This window comes from Enterococcus sp. LJL98 (genome assembly GCF_054871745.1).
The window spans coordinates 38,073-55,012 of the sequence record NZ_JBTXLU010000014.1 but is presented as its reverse complement, the minus strand read 5'-3'; the positions used below and the strand labels follow the sequence as shown (position 1 = coordinate 55,012).

Genomic DNA, 16,940 nt, shown 5'->3' with positions numbered 1-16,940 from the left:
TTGTGCGAATGATTTTCGAGGATAGGCCATATCAATCGAAAAAAGAAAAAGAGTCAAAATTATGATAAGAAAAGGGGGAGAGTGATGTTTCGCAAAAGTGTCATATCATTAGTAGCTAGTGGGTTAGTTATGACGACGCTTGTACCTGTTTCTTTTGCTTCAGAAAGTTCTGAGTCTGAAAGCAAGGAGACAATGGATGTACCAGCAAATTCAGGAATTGCTTACCCAGGTGTAGCTGAAGTTCATTCTGAAAAATCCTCGGCAGATGAACGTTCAGAACAAGAGAGTGAGCATACGGTATCAATTCCCAAAGAAGAAGAAAGCGAATCAATACCAAACGCTAGTGCAGAGGAAACATCGAAGCAAGAGTCAGAAGAAAAAAAGGAAAAGAATCAATTGAAGAAGGTGCGGGCAGTTGAAGTTGTCGTAAATGATTGGGAACATTTTGCTACGGCATTTAATAATCCGCAGACGACTAAAATCACCTTAGCTCAAAATATCACAAAAGGGGCTTTAAATTTAACGAAACGGACCGCCAGTCTCGAAATTGATGGTGGAGGATTTGACTTGCATTTGAAAGACAATCCAATTGTTGTAGATAGCCCGTCGTCTACCGCGAGTGTCCTAAAATTACATCATTTTGGTGTCGTTACTTCCGATTCAAATATTGTAACCTCGGAAGGTTCTATTTCGGATAAATGGCGCTTTGAATTTGGGGACTTTGTTGTACCTAAGGGGAAAACAACAAGCGTATTAGTTGCCAAGGCATCGAAAGTGTTGTTGTTTGGTGAATTAGAAGTAACAACTAATGCGGAAAACTTTGTGATTGGAAGTGCAATTTTTGCGGATGAAACCAAATACACGGGGGTTTCGCTAGGGGCAGGTAAACCGTTGTTTTCTTACCCGTCAAATGAAAAGGTAAGAAAACAACTTGATCGAAATTTTGAAATAGGAAAGAATAGCGTAATTCACTTAAGCAACCAAGTAAAAACTACGGAGTCTTTTAAATCGATTATTGATGAAGACTTTGAGAATATTCTTGTAGAAGAAGGCGCTCGTTTATCAATTAAGTCTGTCATCCCTGCCATTCGAATGGGGTATGTGGGAGATGCCGCTGATAATGTTTTCTCTCTTCTCATTCAAAAAGATGCAGTTGTAACACTAGACAGTGAAACAGATGGAAATGTATCCTACCCTCCAACATTACTTTTTGAAGGTCCTAGAGAAAAAAAGATTGTTGTTGAAAATGGTGGAACCTTTAATGTTTATCAGGCTACTTCGTTTAACCCTCTCATTTTATACCGAGGAAGCAATAGTTTGATTCATGCAAAGGAAGGATCTACGATTGATTTCGTTGGGAATACAGAAAGAAAACCATTAAATTGGGGAATGATTTCACCAATGCCCGAACTAACCAATAATAATAACAATAAATTAACGATTGAAAATCCAAAGCACTATAATATTCAAAATAAAAGAGTCAACCAAGGCGCTCCTGCAATTAAGGGAGAAATTGGAGAATTTCGAATGAATATTATTAATTCAAGCATTAGCCTTTGGAAACAGGGAGTTAGTGGTTCTCCAGATCGCGCGTTTAGTTATATCGAGTCCTTCAAAGCAACCCCGGGAGCGATTGGTGGATTGGATAAAGTCCAAATAAAGCTACCAGGAGTAGAAAAACCAGCAGAGTTTAATGAAAGTTATACTCGGATTGCTGGTTGGAATCTTCAAAAACCAGAAGTGAAATGGGATGCAATAACGGATGCAGATAAAAAAATGAAAGCAAGGGTGATTATTGGCTATTCTTTCAGTGAAAATCAAAATGAGCCACCTGAAGAGTTGTACCCCACTGAAAGTTATCCAGCCTTTGTTAATTTTTATGATGAAACAGGTCGTTTATTAGCTAAGGATGTTAAGACCAATAATGATGGGTATGCAGAATACTCTTTTGCAAAAGAAACATTTAAGCAAGCTGGAGAAACATTCAATGCCGTTGCTAGATTCGCAAATAAAACCTCTGATCAAGTGGACACGACTGTCCTTGATGTCACACCACCTGAACCTGCACAAATTGATGGTGGCACGAAACAAGTAGCAAGTATTAAAACCATATCAGGAACAGGTGAAGTTGGTAGTACCGTGACATTAGAAAAAAATGGAACAGCTGTAACAATTCCTAAAACGATTGTAGGTAATGATGGGAAATGGAAAATTGATTTATCAAAGGAAACATTATCTAAAGGGGATCAGTTGCAAGTTTTCCTTCAAGATAATGCCGGATCGCTAGCTGGTAAGCTTCCAGATTTGGACGCACTCGGAACGAACAATGGACAAGGAAATATTAATCCAAACGTGGATGAACCATTTCGCGATACCCTCTTCCGGGCTGCAACAACCATTGCAATTTTAGGAGAATTAAAGTTTACTTCCGTTCCTGACACCCTTGATTTTGGTAAACAAATGATTATGTCAGAAACACAAACGATTACTCCTGAAAAACCAACGAAAGGTCTCATTGTTTCAGATACAAGAGAGGAAAAAAGTAATTGGGATCTCTTATTAGCTGAAAAAAAACCATTAACGTTTGGGAAGAAAGTATTAAACGATGTATTGGTTTACCGTACATCCGATGGTCGGCAAATAGAAATTAATAGTGGAAGTAATGTCATTGAATCCAATGAAGCGAGTTCAAACGAGAAAGTCGATGTGTCAAGTAAATGGAATGAAACGTACGGGCTAGCCTTAACAGTTCCTGTTACAAAACAGTTATTAGGTGATTATAGCGGAGAACTAAGTTGGACGCTACAAAGCTCACCAAGTAATCCATAAGCGAAAAAACAGCTTGCCCAAGCGATGGACAAATTCACAATGAATAACGGACAAAGAAAGATGAACCTAGAACACTCCATTCTAAGTTAGAAATTTCATGACCGCAATCATCATTGAGGATAACCGAACAAGTAATATTATTGAATCAAAGAAATTTGGTCCAAAAGAAAAAACCGATGGATTAAGGGATTCATCAATGAAAAGTAGACTCTCAAATTAGCGCAGATTCTAATTTGAGAGTTCTTTTTGTCAGTTTTGTCCATTCAACGATTTTTTTTCAATGCCTAAATAATGACTCTGGCTGTCAATTGAGCTACTGGTGTAGAGGTGATTTGCTGGAAAACCGTCCTATTTTAATGGATTTTTTCTTACTCATGTGATTTAAGGTTCAAGAAACGGATAGTTGGAAGCTTGCCTGAATCTTGAATAGGGCATGCTTTTTGCTAGTTTTGTTATAAAATTCGTTTTTTACAAATGAGTTTGTGATAAAAAAAACATTTTTTTATGAAAAAAGTATTGAACTAGGATTGAGAGCATGCGTTTTGTTTTTTTATTTACCTGAAGACAAAAAAATAAAAACAAACAAATTGAAAACTCTTATATATAATAGGTTATAGATTGATGGCCGATACAATCATAAGCACATAGAAGAAATGGAGGAGACAGATGAAACGAATTTTTATATTCTTCAGCTTATTTCTAGCATTCATTCTAGCAAATATTGCCTTTCCAACCGATGTAGCAAATGCAAGTGGAACTGTAGGTGGACAAACGGGTTTTTATGGAAAGTATGAACAGCCAAATAAGTTGCCTCCAACTGGTGGAGGTACAAATAAAAAACCATCGGGAAGATTACCTCAAACAGGAGACCATAACAGTTCCCGATATCAAAATGCAGGAGTTATTTTATTAAGTAGCACATTTTTATTCATTGTTTATACAAAAAGAAATAAGGGAGAATTACAGATATGAAAAAAACAGTATTCTTTTCGTCCGTAGCAATTTTATTAGGGCTTGTCGTAGGTGGCGATGTTATTTCAGCTGATGAAGTAGGATCAGAAGAAACAACAGGGAAGGTTAGTTTTGTCCAAGACACGTCACAAAGTCCCTTAAGGTTAGAAAATGTTTCTGACTTTAACTTTGGTGAACAAAAGATTCAAACTGGAGCGGTAGCATATCCATTAGTAGCAGACGCAAACATTCAAGTAATTGATGTTCGTGGAGCAGCGACGGGTTGGACGCTGTCTGTAACAGGAAGTGAATTTACTGGAGCGGATACTAAGTCTTTAGTGGGGGCCCAAATTGAATTTGGTTCAGCGGGTACACTAACAGGAGCAACAGAAAATGAGAATACTCCTTCCGTTGTAAAAGAAGGGTTTAAACTCAATTATGGACAAAAAACACTCTTGCTAGGCGCGCAAGATGGCCAAGGAGCTGGGGAGTGGAATTATGATTTTGCTGAAAATGGTGATTCAGTGAATTTAACGATTCCAAGTGGTACGGTCCGTTTAAAACAAGCCTATACAGCAACAATGAATTGGGCGCTTGAAGATGTGCCAGCCCCATAATTAAAAGTGAATAGAACGAATAAGGAGAAAGACAAACATGAAAAAAGAGCGCTTAATGAAGTCGTTCGTTTGGATTTCTTTGGTCCTAATGTTGCCAGTTACACAGGTGAATGCAGCGAATCGACTGGATAAATCAGTGAATGGAAGAATCAAGTATCAACCAGGAAACGATAAGGTTGATCCAGTGAATCCAGAAGATCCAGATCCTGATTTTCCAGTGAAGCCGATAGCGCCAGTTAATCCAGGAGGGCCAGATTTAGGCACAACCGGTCCTCTTTCGATTGATTATATTTCAGAGTTTGATTTTGGCTTGAACCCGATTTCAAATCGAGACGAAGTATACTATGCAAGGGCGCAAGCTTACGAGGAGGACTTAAATAAAACACCAAATTTTGTTCAAGTCTCTGATCGTCGAGGGGTATATTCTGGTTGGACTTTAACTGTCAAGCAAGAAAGTCAGTTTCAAGCCACAAAGCAAACAGAGCACCAAGTATTAGAAGGTGCGATGATTAGAATGTTACAACCGACAGTTAAAAGTAATGCACAAGGCACTGCATCTCCAGTAGCAAGCAACGAACTTTCATTAGTTCCGGGAATCGAAACGAAAGTAGTAGTCGCAGATTCAGAATCTGGCGCAGGTACTTGGGTCGCTTATTGGGGAGAGGTCGAAGCAGTGGATGAAAAAGACGAGCACGGAAAAAAACAAGTATGTGACGTCACAAAAGCTGTACAACTACATGTCCCTGGAGAGAGTCCCAAAGATCCAGTTACCTATCAAACAAAACTTGTTTGGAACCTCATTGATGTAGTTGAAAATTAATTTCTAGCGGTTAATAAGTTATAAAAAAATAAATAAAAAAAATGAATGGAGTGTTTATTTTGAAAAAATCAACAGTTGTATTAATGTCAGCAGTATTATTAGGTAGTTTAGCATTTGGAAGTGATGTCTTTGCGGAAATTTCTCATGATGAAAATGGTTCGAAAAAAACATCGAATGCAGATGTGAGCTTTGTTCCAAGCACGGAGCCAACGGACCCAGTTGATCCAACGGACCCAGAAAAACCAATCGACCCAACGGATCCAACGGACCCAATTGAACCTGGTACAGGTGGACCCTTATCAATTGACTTTGCTTCTCATTTACATTTTGGTGAACAAGAAATTAGTACGAGCACAAAAACTTACTACGCTAATCTTCAAGAATTTACATACTCTGATGACCCTACCAATGCTACTCAACATGGACCAAACTTTGTCCAAGTAACCGATAATCGTGGAGATGAGTCAGGTTGGACCTTATCCGTGAGCCAACCAGAACAATTTAAAACAGAGAGTGGAAAAGAATTGACTGGTGCAAAAATCATCTTTAAAAATCAAAATATTGGAACTGTGTCTGAATCAGGCAGACCTACGGCACACTTAGAGGATGGCGTCTTCGCTTTGACTACCGGTGAAAAACCGATCATGTCTGCTAAAGCAGGAGCGGGTGCTGGAACCTACTCATTGTATTGGGGGCAAGATGCAACAGAAGCAGAAACAAGTATTGAATTAGAAGTCCCAGGTAAAACAACGAAGTATAAAGATACCTATAAAACAACAATCAATTGGGTAATGTCAAATACACCTGGTGCATAAGAGGAATGAAATACGCAGGAAAACAAAGCTAAGGGGAAGGTTCTCTCTTCCCCTTAAGATTTAAAGGAGTAGACGAGGACATGAAGAAGAAAATTTTGGTACTGACGATTTTTGTCATTGGGTTAATTTCAAGTTATACACCAACTGCTTTTGCGAGTGAATTCAACTTTTCAGTGATTACAGAAACACCAGCGAGTCAAATTGATAAGGAAAAAACGTACTTTGATGTGCAGTTAAAACCAAATCAAGAAGAATCGCTAAGTGTTCTATTAAGAAATGATACGGATAAAGAAGTTCAAGTTGGCATATCGATTAGTCGGGCAACAACCAATAAAAACGTCATTGTCGAATATGGGCCAAATGAGATTCCTAAAGATGAAAGTTTAGCCTACGATTTGGCAGACTACCTTGAAGGACCGGAAAAAGTTGTTTTAAAACCGAAAAGTCAAGAACATATTGCTTTCAAAGCAAAAATGCCAAGTGATTCTTTTGATGGTGTGATTGCAGGTGGATTAACATTTAAAGAAATCAATGAAGAGAAAACCGAAGATAAAGAGTCAGGAATGACCATTAAAAATGAGTATTCTTATGTGGTAGCTGTACTAATGCGCCAAACACTTGATGAAGTCGCTCCAAATCTTACGCTGAAAAAAGTTTTTCCAGATCAAATTAATGCACGGAATGCAATCATTTCTGAAGTACAAAACGATCAAATGACGTATATTAATCAAGTGGTTGTTGAAACACAGATTACTAAAAAAGGCAGTGAGGAAGTTCTCTATGAATCGAAAAAAGAGAAGTTGCAAATTGCACCGAACTCCACTTTTGAGTTTCCAACTTCCTTAGAAGGCAAACGTTTGGAAGCCGGCGACTATCACTTATCAATGACTGTGTATGGAAATCGTAATGATAACGGTGAATACACAAGAGTGAGTGAAGTTGAAGGAGAAAAAACCGAAATGACCTTCAACAATCTTTGGGAATTTGAAGAAGATTTTACCATCGAGGGTGAAGTTGCCAAAAAGTTAAACGAAACAGATGTATCAATTGAGGAAGAAGACAATTTCTTATTATATGTAGTAATTGGCTTGTTATTCTTAATTGTTGTATTACTACTAATCATTTTCTTAGTTTGGAGAAGACGTAAAAATGAAGAAGAAAAAGACGAACAAGACGGAAAATAGTCTTAAATTAATCATTGTTGCTTTTCTAGTATTCGGTGTTGGTTTTCTTTCTTTTCCGCTAATCAAAAATACAATTGTTTCAATGAAAGTGATACGTTCGAATGCGTCCTTTTCAATCGATCAATTCGAACGATTGGATACAGGTAGTACAAACCATTCACTTATGGAAAATGAACTTATTGTGCCACCGAAGTTAGAAGATTATCTTTTCGCTTCTCCAGAAAAAATTGACGATGCAGTCGGTGAACTCTCAATCCCTTCCGTGGGGATTTGGGCACCGATTTTTTCTGGTTTGCAAAGAGAACAATTGCTTTTTGGGGTAGGAATCGAGGATCCAACTCGAACATTTGAAGAAGATAATGTGGTTATGTTAGGACATCATTTAAGTAATACCGGTTTGCTTTTAGGAAATCTGGATAAGGTGACGCTAGGAGACAAAGTGCTTGTTCGAACATTGGATAAAATCCATGAATACGAAATTATTGAAAAAGGAATCATTCATGAAAATCAGGTAGAAGTGTTAGAAAACACAGATACGCCTCATCTAACTTTGATTACTTGTGACGTTCCTGACTTGACGGCCTATCGAATGGTTGTGATTGCTCAAAATGTAACGGAGTCTCAATTGGTAAATGAACAAAAAAATCTTAAGAATTTCAATTTTGAAGAAGAAAAAGATCAAAAAGATAAAAAAAATCGGAAAGATATGTTAAAATATAATATGTTACCTCTAATAGGAGTTTTAATCTTATTAAGTGTGTGTATTTATTGTATTTTACGTTATTTATAGAGGTAATCCTAATGAAAAAGTATCGTAATCTCATCCGATGGAGTTCACTTTTTCTTTCTTTTATTCAATTATCTAGTGTTAGAATTATGGCTGAAAGTGTGTCAGATGATGATATTCAAATTTTTGACCCCATCAATCCCAACAATGTTGTGAAACCTATTATTCCAGACGGGTTTGACGATGATGAAACGGAATCTTCAGAAGAAAGAACCGAAAGCAGTCGACCGGTCATTTCTTCTAAGGAAGAAGTTGAGGTACCAAAAGTTGAGCCGAAACCAGAAAGTCAAGAAAAAATAGAAACAGTACCAAGTTCTCACCCGATGATTATTGAAACACCCACTTATTCGGAAGAAAACAGTGTGGCTGTTTTGCAATCGGAAGAAGTGGGTGCGAGTACTGTGGAAACAGAGCAACAGCGTGCATCGACCGTTGATTCCGAGCGGGTGTCAGACCAGGAAGCAACCACGGAAACCGTACAAGAATCAAGTGTTGAACGAAAAACGCAGCCCTCTGACAAACCGATAAGAAAAAAAGAAAAGAAAATAGAGATATCCAGAAGAGAAACAGAGCGACATAAAAAATTGATGCTTCGTGAAGAATTAATTTTAAATGATGGCAACAATGATGAGGAAGGCTCTGGGGGTAGCGGAAGTGGAGGAGATGAGACCTCTTTGTACCTTCAACTAATTACTGATTTTACAGGAACTATTATTTATGGGAGAAAGAATGTATAACTATGAATTATGAATTTTTGTTAAACAGAGAAGATCGTCGAAGCTACTTGTTACTGAAACATTTAGAAGAATGCATTGATTTGACAGATACCCCATGGAGAGCGCAAGAAGAACTAGGTATGTCTAGCTTCGTATTAAAGAAAACCTTGAATCAGTTAATGTTGGATTTGGAACGGTTTGATTTAACGGATAGCTTTCAATTGAGTGAAGACAACAATGAAATGAATCTAGAAATTACTGGTGATTATTCGAGCAAGGTTTTATTAGCTGCTTACTTAAGTGAATCACTAAGCTTGAAAATGCTTCTTTCGTTTTTTAAAGAAGAGTTCCATTCAATGGAAGATTTTTCCTATGACAATCATGTCAGCTATTCCGTTGCCTATAGTACCTTGCAAGGGTTGAAGAAAGAACTAAATACCTATCAAATCTTTTTTGATAAAGGAGATTTCATCGGGAATCAAAGAAATGTTGCCTTGTTCTTATCGAGCCTCTTTTCTTTTGTACACTTACCACATGAGGAATCTTATTCAAAAGAAGTGATGAATGTCACAAATGCTATTTTGGCGGTGCTTGAAAAAAACTTTTCCTTATCAGGTTACGAAAAAAGTCAACTCTTCCATTATCTTGCCGTTTTTGGAAAAAGGGATACGTATCTAGATGTTGCAAGTTATGACGAGTCTGGAGCTATTTTCACGCCAGAATGTTTGCTACGTTTCCAACAGTTATTTTCAGACCAGTCTCAAACCTTCGTCTCAAATATTATTTATTGGTTGTATATCCATGAAAAATTAGATGAGTCGTTTGTTTGTCTAGAGTCGAGTGAAACGATTATGCATTTGAATCAGCACTTTATCGATGAGCTGTCCAATCAGTTTATCCAAGTATCAGAAGAAGTGAGAGAGGACTTATACTTTCGTTTAGCCAAAATTCATTTTAATATTAGTTATCATCCGATGAGCTTGTTTGAAGATTATGAAATTAATATTTTATTTTTTAAACAAAATTACACAGAGTTTTATTATTTCCTATTAAATGAAGTGAATCAGATTACAAAAAGTTATGCAAAGTTAGAAAAAGGCAAAGTTTTTCTATTCTTTCACTACTTGATGTTATTAATTAATCATGTGCCTTTACATGTCATCAATGACCCTATTAAAATTTTGATTGATTTTTCTTACGGAACAGAATATAACCAGTTTATCAAAAAGAATCTTACATTTTATGTGAACTTGAATATTTTATTTGTTGATTCTGATTGGGAGCTACAACCAGACGTCGTCATTACGAACGTCAATGGCTTGTATTCTAATAAAAATATTTCAACAACGGTTTGGTTAGATCCACCAAGAACGGTAGATTGGGTGATCTTAACGAATAATTTATTAGAGATCAAGGAAGAAAAATATCAAAAAAATAAAAGAGAACAAATGTTACGATAAGGAAGAGGCCTCGTCTTTAGGTTCTTCCTTTTTTTGTTATTTTAAAGTGAAAAAAGGCTTGTATTTTTTTTCTAACCGTGTATAATAATTAATTGTTGTGGTTGAGATAATCGCAATGGATGGAAAGTGATTCTTTCATCCAATGATGGCGATCGTGGCGAAGTGGTTAACGCATCGGATTGTGGCTCCGACACTCGGGGGTTCGATTCCCCTCGTTCGCCTTTATATTGGGGTATAGCCAAGCGGTAAGGCAAGGGACTTTGACTCCCTCATGCGTTGGTTCGAATCCAGCTACCCCAGTTTAATTATAAAAACGTCAATTAAGAATTTCTTCTTGATTGACGTTTTTTTGTTTTTTTTTAGAAAGATTGGACTCGTGAACTGGGAGTGGCAATGGAAGGGGCAGAATTTTAAAGGTTCTGTCCTTTCCTTCTAGTGAAATGTTCTAGCTATGCGGTTTTAAATGGCTTTTTCGAAAATGAAAAGAGGTTCTTTAGAAAGAAGTCATGATATACGGAAGGGCTGGATCGAAAAAAATGGCAGACTTCGCGTAAAAAGCGACCGTTTGATTGGTTTCTTTGACTGGAACAATTACAAAATTTTATGAAAACCGCCTTTTTGATTGGCTTTTTCATGTTGACCGAATGAATGAAAAAGCGCATAATACATGACATTCGTCGAAGAAAATGGGCTTTGTTTAACAAATTCAAAATACGAATGAGGAATCGATGTTAGTGAGGGAGATTGGCGGAAAATGAGTAAGAAGAAAAAGCGATCGGTTGCAGGATTATTGATTGCAATGGGAGTAGTTTATGGGGACATTGGGACAAGTCCGTTATATGTTATGAAAGCCGTCGTGGAAGGCAATGGGGGACTGGCCACTTTGGATCGTTCCTTTGTTTTTGGTACGGTTTCTTTAATTTTTTGGACGTTAACGTTATTAACAACGGTTAAATACGTTTTGATTGCTTTAAAAGCTGACAATCATGGAGAGGGAGGGATTTTCTCTTTATACACGTTGGTGAGAAAACAAGGAAAAATCCTGATTGTCCCAGCCATGATTGGAGGAGCGGCTCTTTTAGCCGATGGCGTTTTAACACCCGCCGTTACCGTTACAACGGCTATCGAAGGATTGCGTGGAGTACCGTTTTTTTATGATTTATTCGGAATGGATCAAGGGGTAATTATCACGATTACTTTAGGGATTTTATTGGTTTTATTCGGATTGCAACGATTTGGAACGGATGTGGTTGGAAAAACGTTTGGTCCTGTCATGTTTTTATGGTTTACTTTTTTAGGTCTAGTGGGTTTATTCCATTTTGGACAAGATTTATCCGTGGTTCGAGCGTTGAATCCGATGTATGCCTTTCGTTTACTTGTGAACCCTGAAAATCGTTTAGGTATTTTAATTTTGGGGAACATTTTTTTAGCCACTACAGGGGCAGAGGCACTCTATTCCGATATGGGGCATGTTGGAAAGCACAACATTTATTTAAGTTGGCCTTATATTAAAATTTGTTTGGTTTTAAATTATTTAGGACAAGCTGCTTGGTTAAGTCGAGTCATTGAAGCAGGTGAATATTTGGAAGTGGCGAATCTCAATCCTTTTTTTATGATTTTACCAAAAGGATGGTTAGTTTTCGGGGTGTTTTTTGCGACACTTGCCGCAGTGATTGCTTCTCAAGCTTTATTGTCGGGTTCATTTACGCTTGTCTCGGAAGCCATTAAGTTACATTTACTGCCGCGCTTGACGCTTGTTTATCCAGGATCAACGATTGGACAAGTCTATATTCCGGCAGTAAATTTTCTCCTGTGGCTTGCTTGTTCGCTGGTTGTATTGACTTTTCGAACTTCTTCAAAGATGGAAGCAGCCTATGGATTATCAATAACGGTGACCATGTTAATGACGACGATTTTACTTTATTTTTATTTAATTCAAGCGAAACACTCAAAATTTTTTTCAATTATGGTTACGTTCTTTTTTGGAATAATTGAAACGATTTTCTTTCTATCGAGTGCTGCGAAATTTTTCCATGGGGGATTTGTCGCAGTAATCATAGCAGTGCTACTTTTGCTGCTAATGATTATTTGGCAATGGGGGAATGTAATTGAAGAGCGTGAAGCAGAAGACGTGGACTTAAGGTGTTTTCTTCCTCAGTTAGCCGAGCTTAGGCAGGACCCGACCATCCCCTTGTTTCAAACCAATGCTGTTTTTTTAGTTCCGCGAATGGATGGTAACTTAGTCGGAAAAGCATTTTTGTATTCGATTCTTGATAAAAAACCAAAGAAAGCCAAAGTCTACTGGTTTTTAAATGTGGTGGTGACAGATGAACCTTATACTCAAGAGTTTACGGTGGACACTTTAGATACTGATTTTATTGTAAAAGTTCAGCTCTTTTTAGGTTTTCGAGTCAATCAAGAAGTCAATCTTTATTTACGACAAATCATTCATCATTTAATGGAAAATGGACGTCTAGACAAGCAACCACAGAAATATTCAATTCTACCAGGACGTGAAGTAGGGGATTTTCAATTTGTATTGATTCATGAATCTTTATCAAATAATAGTGCTTTGAATCGTTGGGAACGTCAAGCGTTGCTATTAAAACTTGCTATCAAAAAATGGACGACTTCTCCAGAAAAGTGGTTCGGGTTAGAATATAGCGAGATTCGTCATGAAACGGTTCCGCTTGTAATCGGGCGTAAACCACAAATACAGCTACGCGAACGAAAAGAATCAATTTCGTGACATGTCAAAACAAAGAGCCTCGACAAGTCGTCGGAGCTCTTTGTTTTTATGAAAGGATTCTAGTATTTCCTATGATAGATGGCAGGAATATGGTTCGAGCGTTTTTCTATTCACTTAATCCTTACTTTTTCTGTTAGGCTGCTTTATTGCGGGTGCGATATTTCTTAGAAGCGATAGCTCCGAACGGTCTGCTCGATTTTTGTAATGCTAAATGGTGTCGAATCATCAAAAGTTGCATTGATTGAAGTATCGATTTCATCTGTGAGCATCGCTTCGTAGGCAGCAATGCTTAGTTTTGTTCGTTGATCGAGTAAATGTTGATGCGCAGCGCCGGCTAATTGTTTTTCAAAACCTTCAACAAGTAGGCCGCTGAAAAATTCTGAAACGGCTCCTGATCCATAACTAAAAAGTCCAATTCGCTGACCAGCTTGTAAATTCGTAGCGTTTTCCAATAAGGAAATCAAACCCAAATATAAGGAACCTGTATACAGGTTTCCTGCGCGACGGCTGTAAAGGATGCTTGCTTCGTATTGAGCGAGCATGCGTGCTTGTTCCGTTTCTGTTTCGTTTTCTAAAATCGCAAGGAGGGCTTTCTTCCCCATTTTCGTATAGGGAATATGAAACGCCAAGGCTGCAAAATCAGCTAAGTTTCGTTGATAAAGGGCTTGATAACGCGTCCATACCTTTTGAAAGGACTGGATGTATGTTTCGTTTGAAAGCGGTCCATCAACAAGTGGATAACGGTGTCCCACCGGGCGCCAAAAATCATAAATATCTTGGGTGAGCATGACTTGTTCTTCTTCTAAAGCTAAGATTTTTGGATTTTGGCTGATAAGCATCGCAACGGCACCTGCACCTTGTGTCGGTTCTCCACCAGAATTTAAGCCATATCGGGCAATATCAGAGGCAATCACCAACACCTTACTTTTCGGGTGAGCGAGTACGTGATTTTTTGCGAGTTGTAAACCGGCCGTTGCCCCGTAGCAAGCTTCTTTAATTTCAAATGAGCGTGCAAAAGGTTGAACACCCAGTAGGCGATGCAAGACGACTGCTGAGGCTTTGGACTCGTCGATACTGGATTCAGTTCCAACAATCACCATGTCAATCGCCGCCAAATCTTCTTGGGTTAAGAGGGGTTTTGCAGCGTTGGCAGCAAAAGTAATGATATCTTGGGTTTTTGGATTAACAGCCATTTGTTCTTGACCGATACCAATTAAAAATTTATTTGGATCCACATCACGAGCGATTGCGAGCTCGGCCATGTCAACATAATAGGGTGGAACGTAAAAATTGATTTTATCAATGCCAATATTCATAGTGATTCTCCTTTAGATTTCTATCTCATTTAATTTACCATAACTTTCTGTAATTTTGAAAAAAAAAGGAGGGAATTTACTGATTATTAAAAAAGAACGAAAATTTGTGAAAATTTTGAAAAGAAGATTTGTTTTTTTCTACCATCGTGCTATAGTTCAATTTGGAGGTGTTTGAAATGAGGGAAGTTGTTATTCTTGACGCTTTGAGAACGCCAATTGGCAAGTATCAAGGTCAATTAAAGGGCCTAAGTGCAGTCACTTTAGGTGTGGAAATATCAAAGGAATTACTTGCTCGAAATACAGAGCTTAAAAATGAAATAAAACAAGTCATTTTCGGTCACGTCTTACAGGCCGGCGCGGGACAAAACCCTGCACGACAAATTGCTTTAAAAAGTGGCTTATCTGTCGAAGTACCTGCAACGACCATTAATGAGGTTTGTGGGTCCGGTCTAAAAGCCATCGCCTTGGCGCGACAAACGATTCAACTTGGTGAAGCGCAAGTTGTATTAGCAGGTGGGATTGAAAGTATGAGTCAAGCGCCTGTTTATCAACATTATGATAAAAGTTTGGATCAATATTCCAAGGCACAATCTGTGATGCTTCATGACGGATTGACGGATGCTTTTAGTGAGAAGCACATGGGCTTAACTGCTGAAAAAGTCGCAGAAACATATGGCATTTCGCGCGAAGCCCAAGATATTTTTGCACTGGAATCTCATCAAAAAGCGGCAGCAGCTCAAGATGCTGGTTATTTTAAAGAAGAAATTCACAAAATCGTCATCGATGGACAAACTTATGATCAAGACGAAGGGATTCGTCGAGGGACGACCCTCGAACAAATGGCGAAGTTACGGACTGTTTTTAAAGAAGCAGGCAGTGTGACAGCAGGTAACGCCTCAACGATTAATGATGGGGCTTCGGCAATGCTTTTAGCCTCAAAAGAATACGCAGACCAACAAGGTTTGGGATATTTAGGTGTCATTCGTGATATTGTCGAAGTAGGTGTTGATCCAAGCGTAATGGGGATCTCTCCGATTTCAGCGATTCGAAAATTATTAGCCAGAAATCATTTAACAGTGGAAGCCATCGATTTGTATGAAATCAATGAAGCGTTTGCCGCGACCTCCTTAGTGGTTGAATCGGAATTAGGCTTGCCAACTGAGAGAGTCAACATTTGCGGCGGTGGCGTCTCTTTAGGACATCCGATTGGTGCGACAGGTGCTAGGATTGTAACGACAGCCTTGCATCAATTGCAACGAATCGATGGACGTTATGCAGTGGGTTCATTGTGTATTGGTGGTGGTTTAGGTTTAGCCATATTGCTAGAACGTACGAAGGAGTAAGGAGACATGACAAAAAAATTCTATCAATTGTTACCAGAAGAACGTTTAGCCGCTCTTATAGAACAAGGTCGAATCACGGAAACGGAAAAGAAAGAATTTCAAAAAACAATCCTTTCTGAAGAGGTAGCGAATCATTTGATTGAAAACCAAATTAGCGAAGTCTCCATTCCGTTAGGTGTCGCGTTAAATGTGAAGGTGAATCAAAAGGAATATCTCGTTCCTTTGGCGACAGAGGAGCCTTCGGTAGTTGCTGCTTGTAGTCATGGTGCGAAAATGGTCGCTGCAACAGGTGGTTTTACGAGTCGAATGCCTAAAAAAGAATTGCGTGGGCAAATCGTCTTAATGAATGTTACTCAAGCAGACGAGCTGGTACAACAAATTCAAGCAAAAAAACCAATGATTTTTGAAAGAGCCAATCAAATTTATCCATCCATTGTTCAACGAGGTGGAGGCTTACGAACGGTTGAGGTTCGACGTTTCACCGAGGATGCTTCGTTTCTATCGGTTGATTTTCTGGTAGATTCACAAGATGCAATGGGAGCAAACATGCTCAATACAATTTTGGAAGGCGTGGCTGAATGTTTTCGTGAATGGTTTGGGGAAGAAATCCTTTTTAGTATTTTAAGTAATTATGCGACAGAGTCATTAGTGACAACGACCTGTTTGGTTCCGTTTGAAGCCTTAGCAAAAAATGGTCGAGGGCTGGAAGTTGCACAAAAAATCGCAGCAGCTTCACATTTTGCACAATTGGATCCTTACCGGGCAGCGACTCATAATAAGGGGATTATGAATGGAGTAGAAGCGGTGATTCTTGCGACGGGGAATGATACACGAGCGGTTTCAGCAGCTGTCCATGCCTATGCGGTTAAAGAGGGACAATATCGCGGATTGAGTCAATGGCAAGTCACATCAGAGGGCTTAGAAGGAAAGTTAACCTTACCGTTGGCGATAGGTACAGTTGGTGGTGCCACCAAAGTACTTCCTAAAGCGCAGGCCGCTTTAGGGTTACTCGATGTGTCTTCTGCTAAAGAACTTGCTCAAGTGATTGCTGCTGTAGGACTCGCTCAAAACTTAGCTGCCTTAAGAGCTTTGGTTTCTGAGGGCATACAAAAAGGACATATGTCATTACAAGCTCGCTCTTTGGCACTGAGTATTGGTGCAAGAGGAGACGAAGTTGTGCGAGTTGCCAATGAATTAAAAGCAGGACCGATGAACGAACAACAAGGAAGAGCGATTTTGGCGCGTTTACGATCCAAATCGTAACTGCCTGTCGTAGGCTTCCTAAGAAAGAAATTTTTGAACTTTAATAAAATGGAAACGTACAAAGAAAAAGGTGACATAAAGTCGTTTTGC

General features: G+C 38.6%; 11 protein-coding genes, 2 tRNA genes and 1 pseudogene. 13 read left to right on the top strand and 1 reads right to left on the bottom strand.

Annotated features, from left to right (window positions below; genetic code table 11):
• Positions 1-84: 84 nt before the first annotated feature.
• The 12 genes from ACYSNO_RS11135 to ACYSNO_RS11080 all read left to right on the top strand — a co-directional run bounded on the left by ACYSNO_RS11135 (position 85) and on the right by ACYSNO_RS11080 (position 12,928).
• Entirely contained in the window at positions 85-2,829 is a 2,745-nt protein-coding gene (locus ACYSNO_RS11135; RefSeq protein WP_461731164.1) for an Ig-like domain-containing protein, read from the top strand.
• Between the two features lie 666 nt (positions 2,830-3,495).
• Positions 3,496-3,801 carry a hypothetical protein gene (locus ACYSNO_RS11130; protein WP_461731163.1) on the top strand — a complete coding sequence of 102 codons (306 nt, stop codon included), beginning with the start codon at positions 3,496-3,498 and terminating at the stop codon, positions 3,799-3,801.
• Positions 3,798-4,397 (top strand): WxL domain-containing protein, encoded by a 600-nt coding sequence (locus tag ACYSNO_RS11125; RefSeq protein WP_461731162.1) that lies wholly within the window; start codon positions 3,798-3,800, stop codon positions 4,395-4,397. Before ACYSNO_RS11130 ends, ACYSNO_RS11125 begins: the two co-directional genes overlap by 4 nt.
• 37 nt (positions 4,398-4,434) lie before the next feature.
• Positions 4,435-5,217 (top strand): WxL domain-containing protein, encoded by a 783-nt coding sequence (locus tag ACYSNO_RS11120; RefSeq protein WP_461731161.1) that lies wholly within the window; start codon positions 4,435-4,437, stop codon positions 5,215-5,217.
• Positions 5,218-5,276: 59 nt separating this feature from the next.
• The gene (locus ACYSNO_RS11115) at positions 5,277-6,032 is read left to right on the top strand and encodes a WxL domain-containing protein (RefSeq protein WP_461731160.1); all 756 of its coding nucleotides are present in this window, start codon (positions 5,277-5,279) and stop codon (positions 6,030-6,032) included.
• A gap of 80 nt (positions 6,033-6,112) precedes the next feature.
• Positions 6,113-7,216 carry a DUF916 and DUF3324 domain-containing protein gene (locus tag ACYSNO_RS11110; RefSeq protein ID WP_461731159.1) on the top strand — a complete coding sequence of 368 codons (1,104 nt, stop codon included), beginning with the start codon at positions 6,113-6,115 and terminating at the stop codon, positions 7,214-7,216.
• Positions 7,182-8,006: a class A sortase gene (locus tag ACYSNO_RS11105; protein WP_461731158.1), complete on the top strand. Its 825-nt coding sequence runs from the start codon at positions 7,182-7,184 to the stop codon at positions 8,004-8,006. Before ACYSNO_RS11110 ends, ACYSNO_RS11105 begins: the two co-directional genes overlap by 35 nt.
• Before the next feature lie 11 nt (positions 8,007-8,017).
• A complete protein-coding gene (locus ACYSNO_RS11100; RefSeq protein ID WP_461731157.1) occupies positions 8,018-8,740 on the top strand; it encodes a hypothetical protein in 723 nt (240 codons plus the stop codon).
• 2 nt (positions 8,741-8,742) lie between these two features.
• Positions 8,743-10,179 (top strand): helix-turn-helix domain-containing protein, encoded by a 1,437-nt coding sequence (locus ACYSNO_RS11095; protein ID WP_461731156.1) that lies wholly within the window; start codon positions 8,743-8,745, stop codon positions 10,177-10,179.
• Between the two features lie 148 nt (positions 10,180-10,327).
• A tRNA-His gene (locus ACYSNO_RS11090) sits at positions 10,328-10,400 on the top strand.
• Between the two features lie 7 nt (positions 10,401-10,407).
• Positions 10,408-10,479: transfer RNA gene (locus ACYSNO_RS11085), tRNA-Gln, on the top strand.
• 454 nt (positions 10,480-10,933) lie between these two features.
• Positions 10,934-12,928: a KUP/HAK/KT family potassium transporter gene (locus ACYSNO_RS11080; protein WP_461731155.1), complete on the top strand. Its 1,995-nt coding sequence runs from the start codon at positions 10,934-10,936 to the stop codon at positions 12,926-12,928.
• A 164-nt stretch (positions 12,929-13,092) separates the two neighbouring features.
• Here ACYSNO_RS11080 and ACYSNO_RS11075 read toward each other — a convergent pair whose 3' ends face one another.
• Complete coding sequence (locus ACYSNO_RS11075) at positions 13,093-14,244, bottom strand: hydroxymethylglutaryl-CoA synthase (protein ID WP_461731154.1); 1,152 nt, start codon at positions 14,242-14,244, stop codon at positions 13,093-13,095.
• A 176-nt stretch (positions 14,245-14,420) separates the two neighbouring features.
• On the opposite strand from ACYSNO_RS11075, the pseudogene ACYSNO_RS11070 reads away from it, so the two are divergent.
• Positions 14,421-16,850, top strand: a pseudogene (locus ACYSNO_RS11070) (hydroxymethylglutaryl-CoA reductase, degradative).
• Positions 16,851-16,940: the final 90 nt, after the last annotated feature.

Excerpts from the sequence above, each read along its gene's own strand:
- ACYSNO_RS11135 (WP_461731164.1), top strand. The coding sequence starts at position 85 with ATGTTTCGCAAAAGTGTCATATCATTAGTAGCTAGTGGGTTAGTTATG.
- ACYSNO_RS11130 (WP_461731163.1), top strand. The coding sequence starts at position 3,496 with ATGAAACGAATTTTTATATTCTTCAGCTTATTTCTAGCATTCATTCTA.
- ACYSNO_RS11125 (WP_461731162.1), top strand. The coding sequence starts at position 3,798 with ATGAAAAAAACAGTATTCTTTTCGTCCGTAGCAATTTTATTAGGGCTT.
- ACYSNO_RS11120 (WP_461731161.1), top strand. The coding sequence starts at position 4,435 with ATGAAAAAAGAGCGCTTAATGAAGTCGTTCGTTTGGATTTCTTTGGTC.
- ACYSNO_RS11110 (WP_461731159.1), top strand. The coding sequence starts at position 6,113 with ATGAAGAAGAAAATTTTGGTACTGACGATTTTTGTCATTGGGTTAATT.
- ACYSNO_RS11105 (WP_461731158.1), top strand. The coding sequence starts at position 7,182 with ATGAAGAAGAAAAAGACGAACAAGACGGAAAATAGTCTTAAATTAATC.
- ACYSNO_RS11100 (WP_461731157.1), top strand. The coding sequence starts at position 8,018 with ATGAAAAAGTATCGTAATCTCATCCGATGGAGTTCACTTTTTCTTTCT.
- ACYSNO_RS11095 (WP_461731156.1), top strand. The coding sequence starts at position 8,743 with ATGAATTATGAATTTTTGTTAAACAGAGAAGATCGTCGAAGCTACTTG.
- ACYSNO_RS11080 (WP_461731155.1), top strand. The coding sequence starts at position 10,934 with ATGAGTAAGAAGAAAAAGCGATCGGTTGCAGGATTATTGATTGCAATG.
- ACYSNO_RS11075 (WP_461731154.1), bottom strand. The coding sequence starts at position 14,244 with ATGAATATTGGCATTGATAAAATCAATTTTTACGTTCCACCCTATTAT.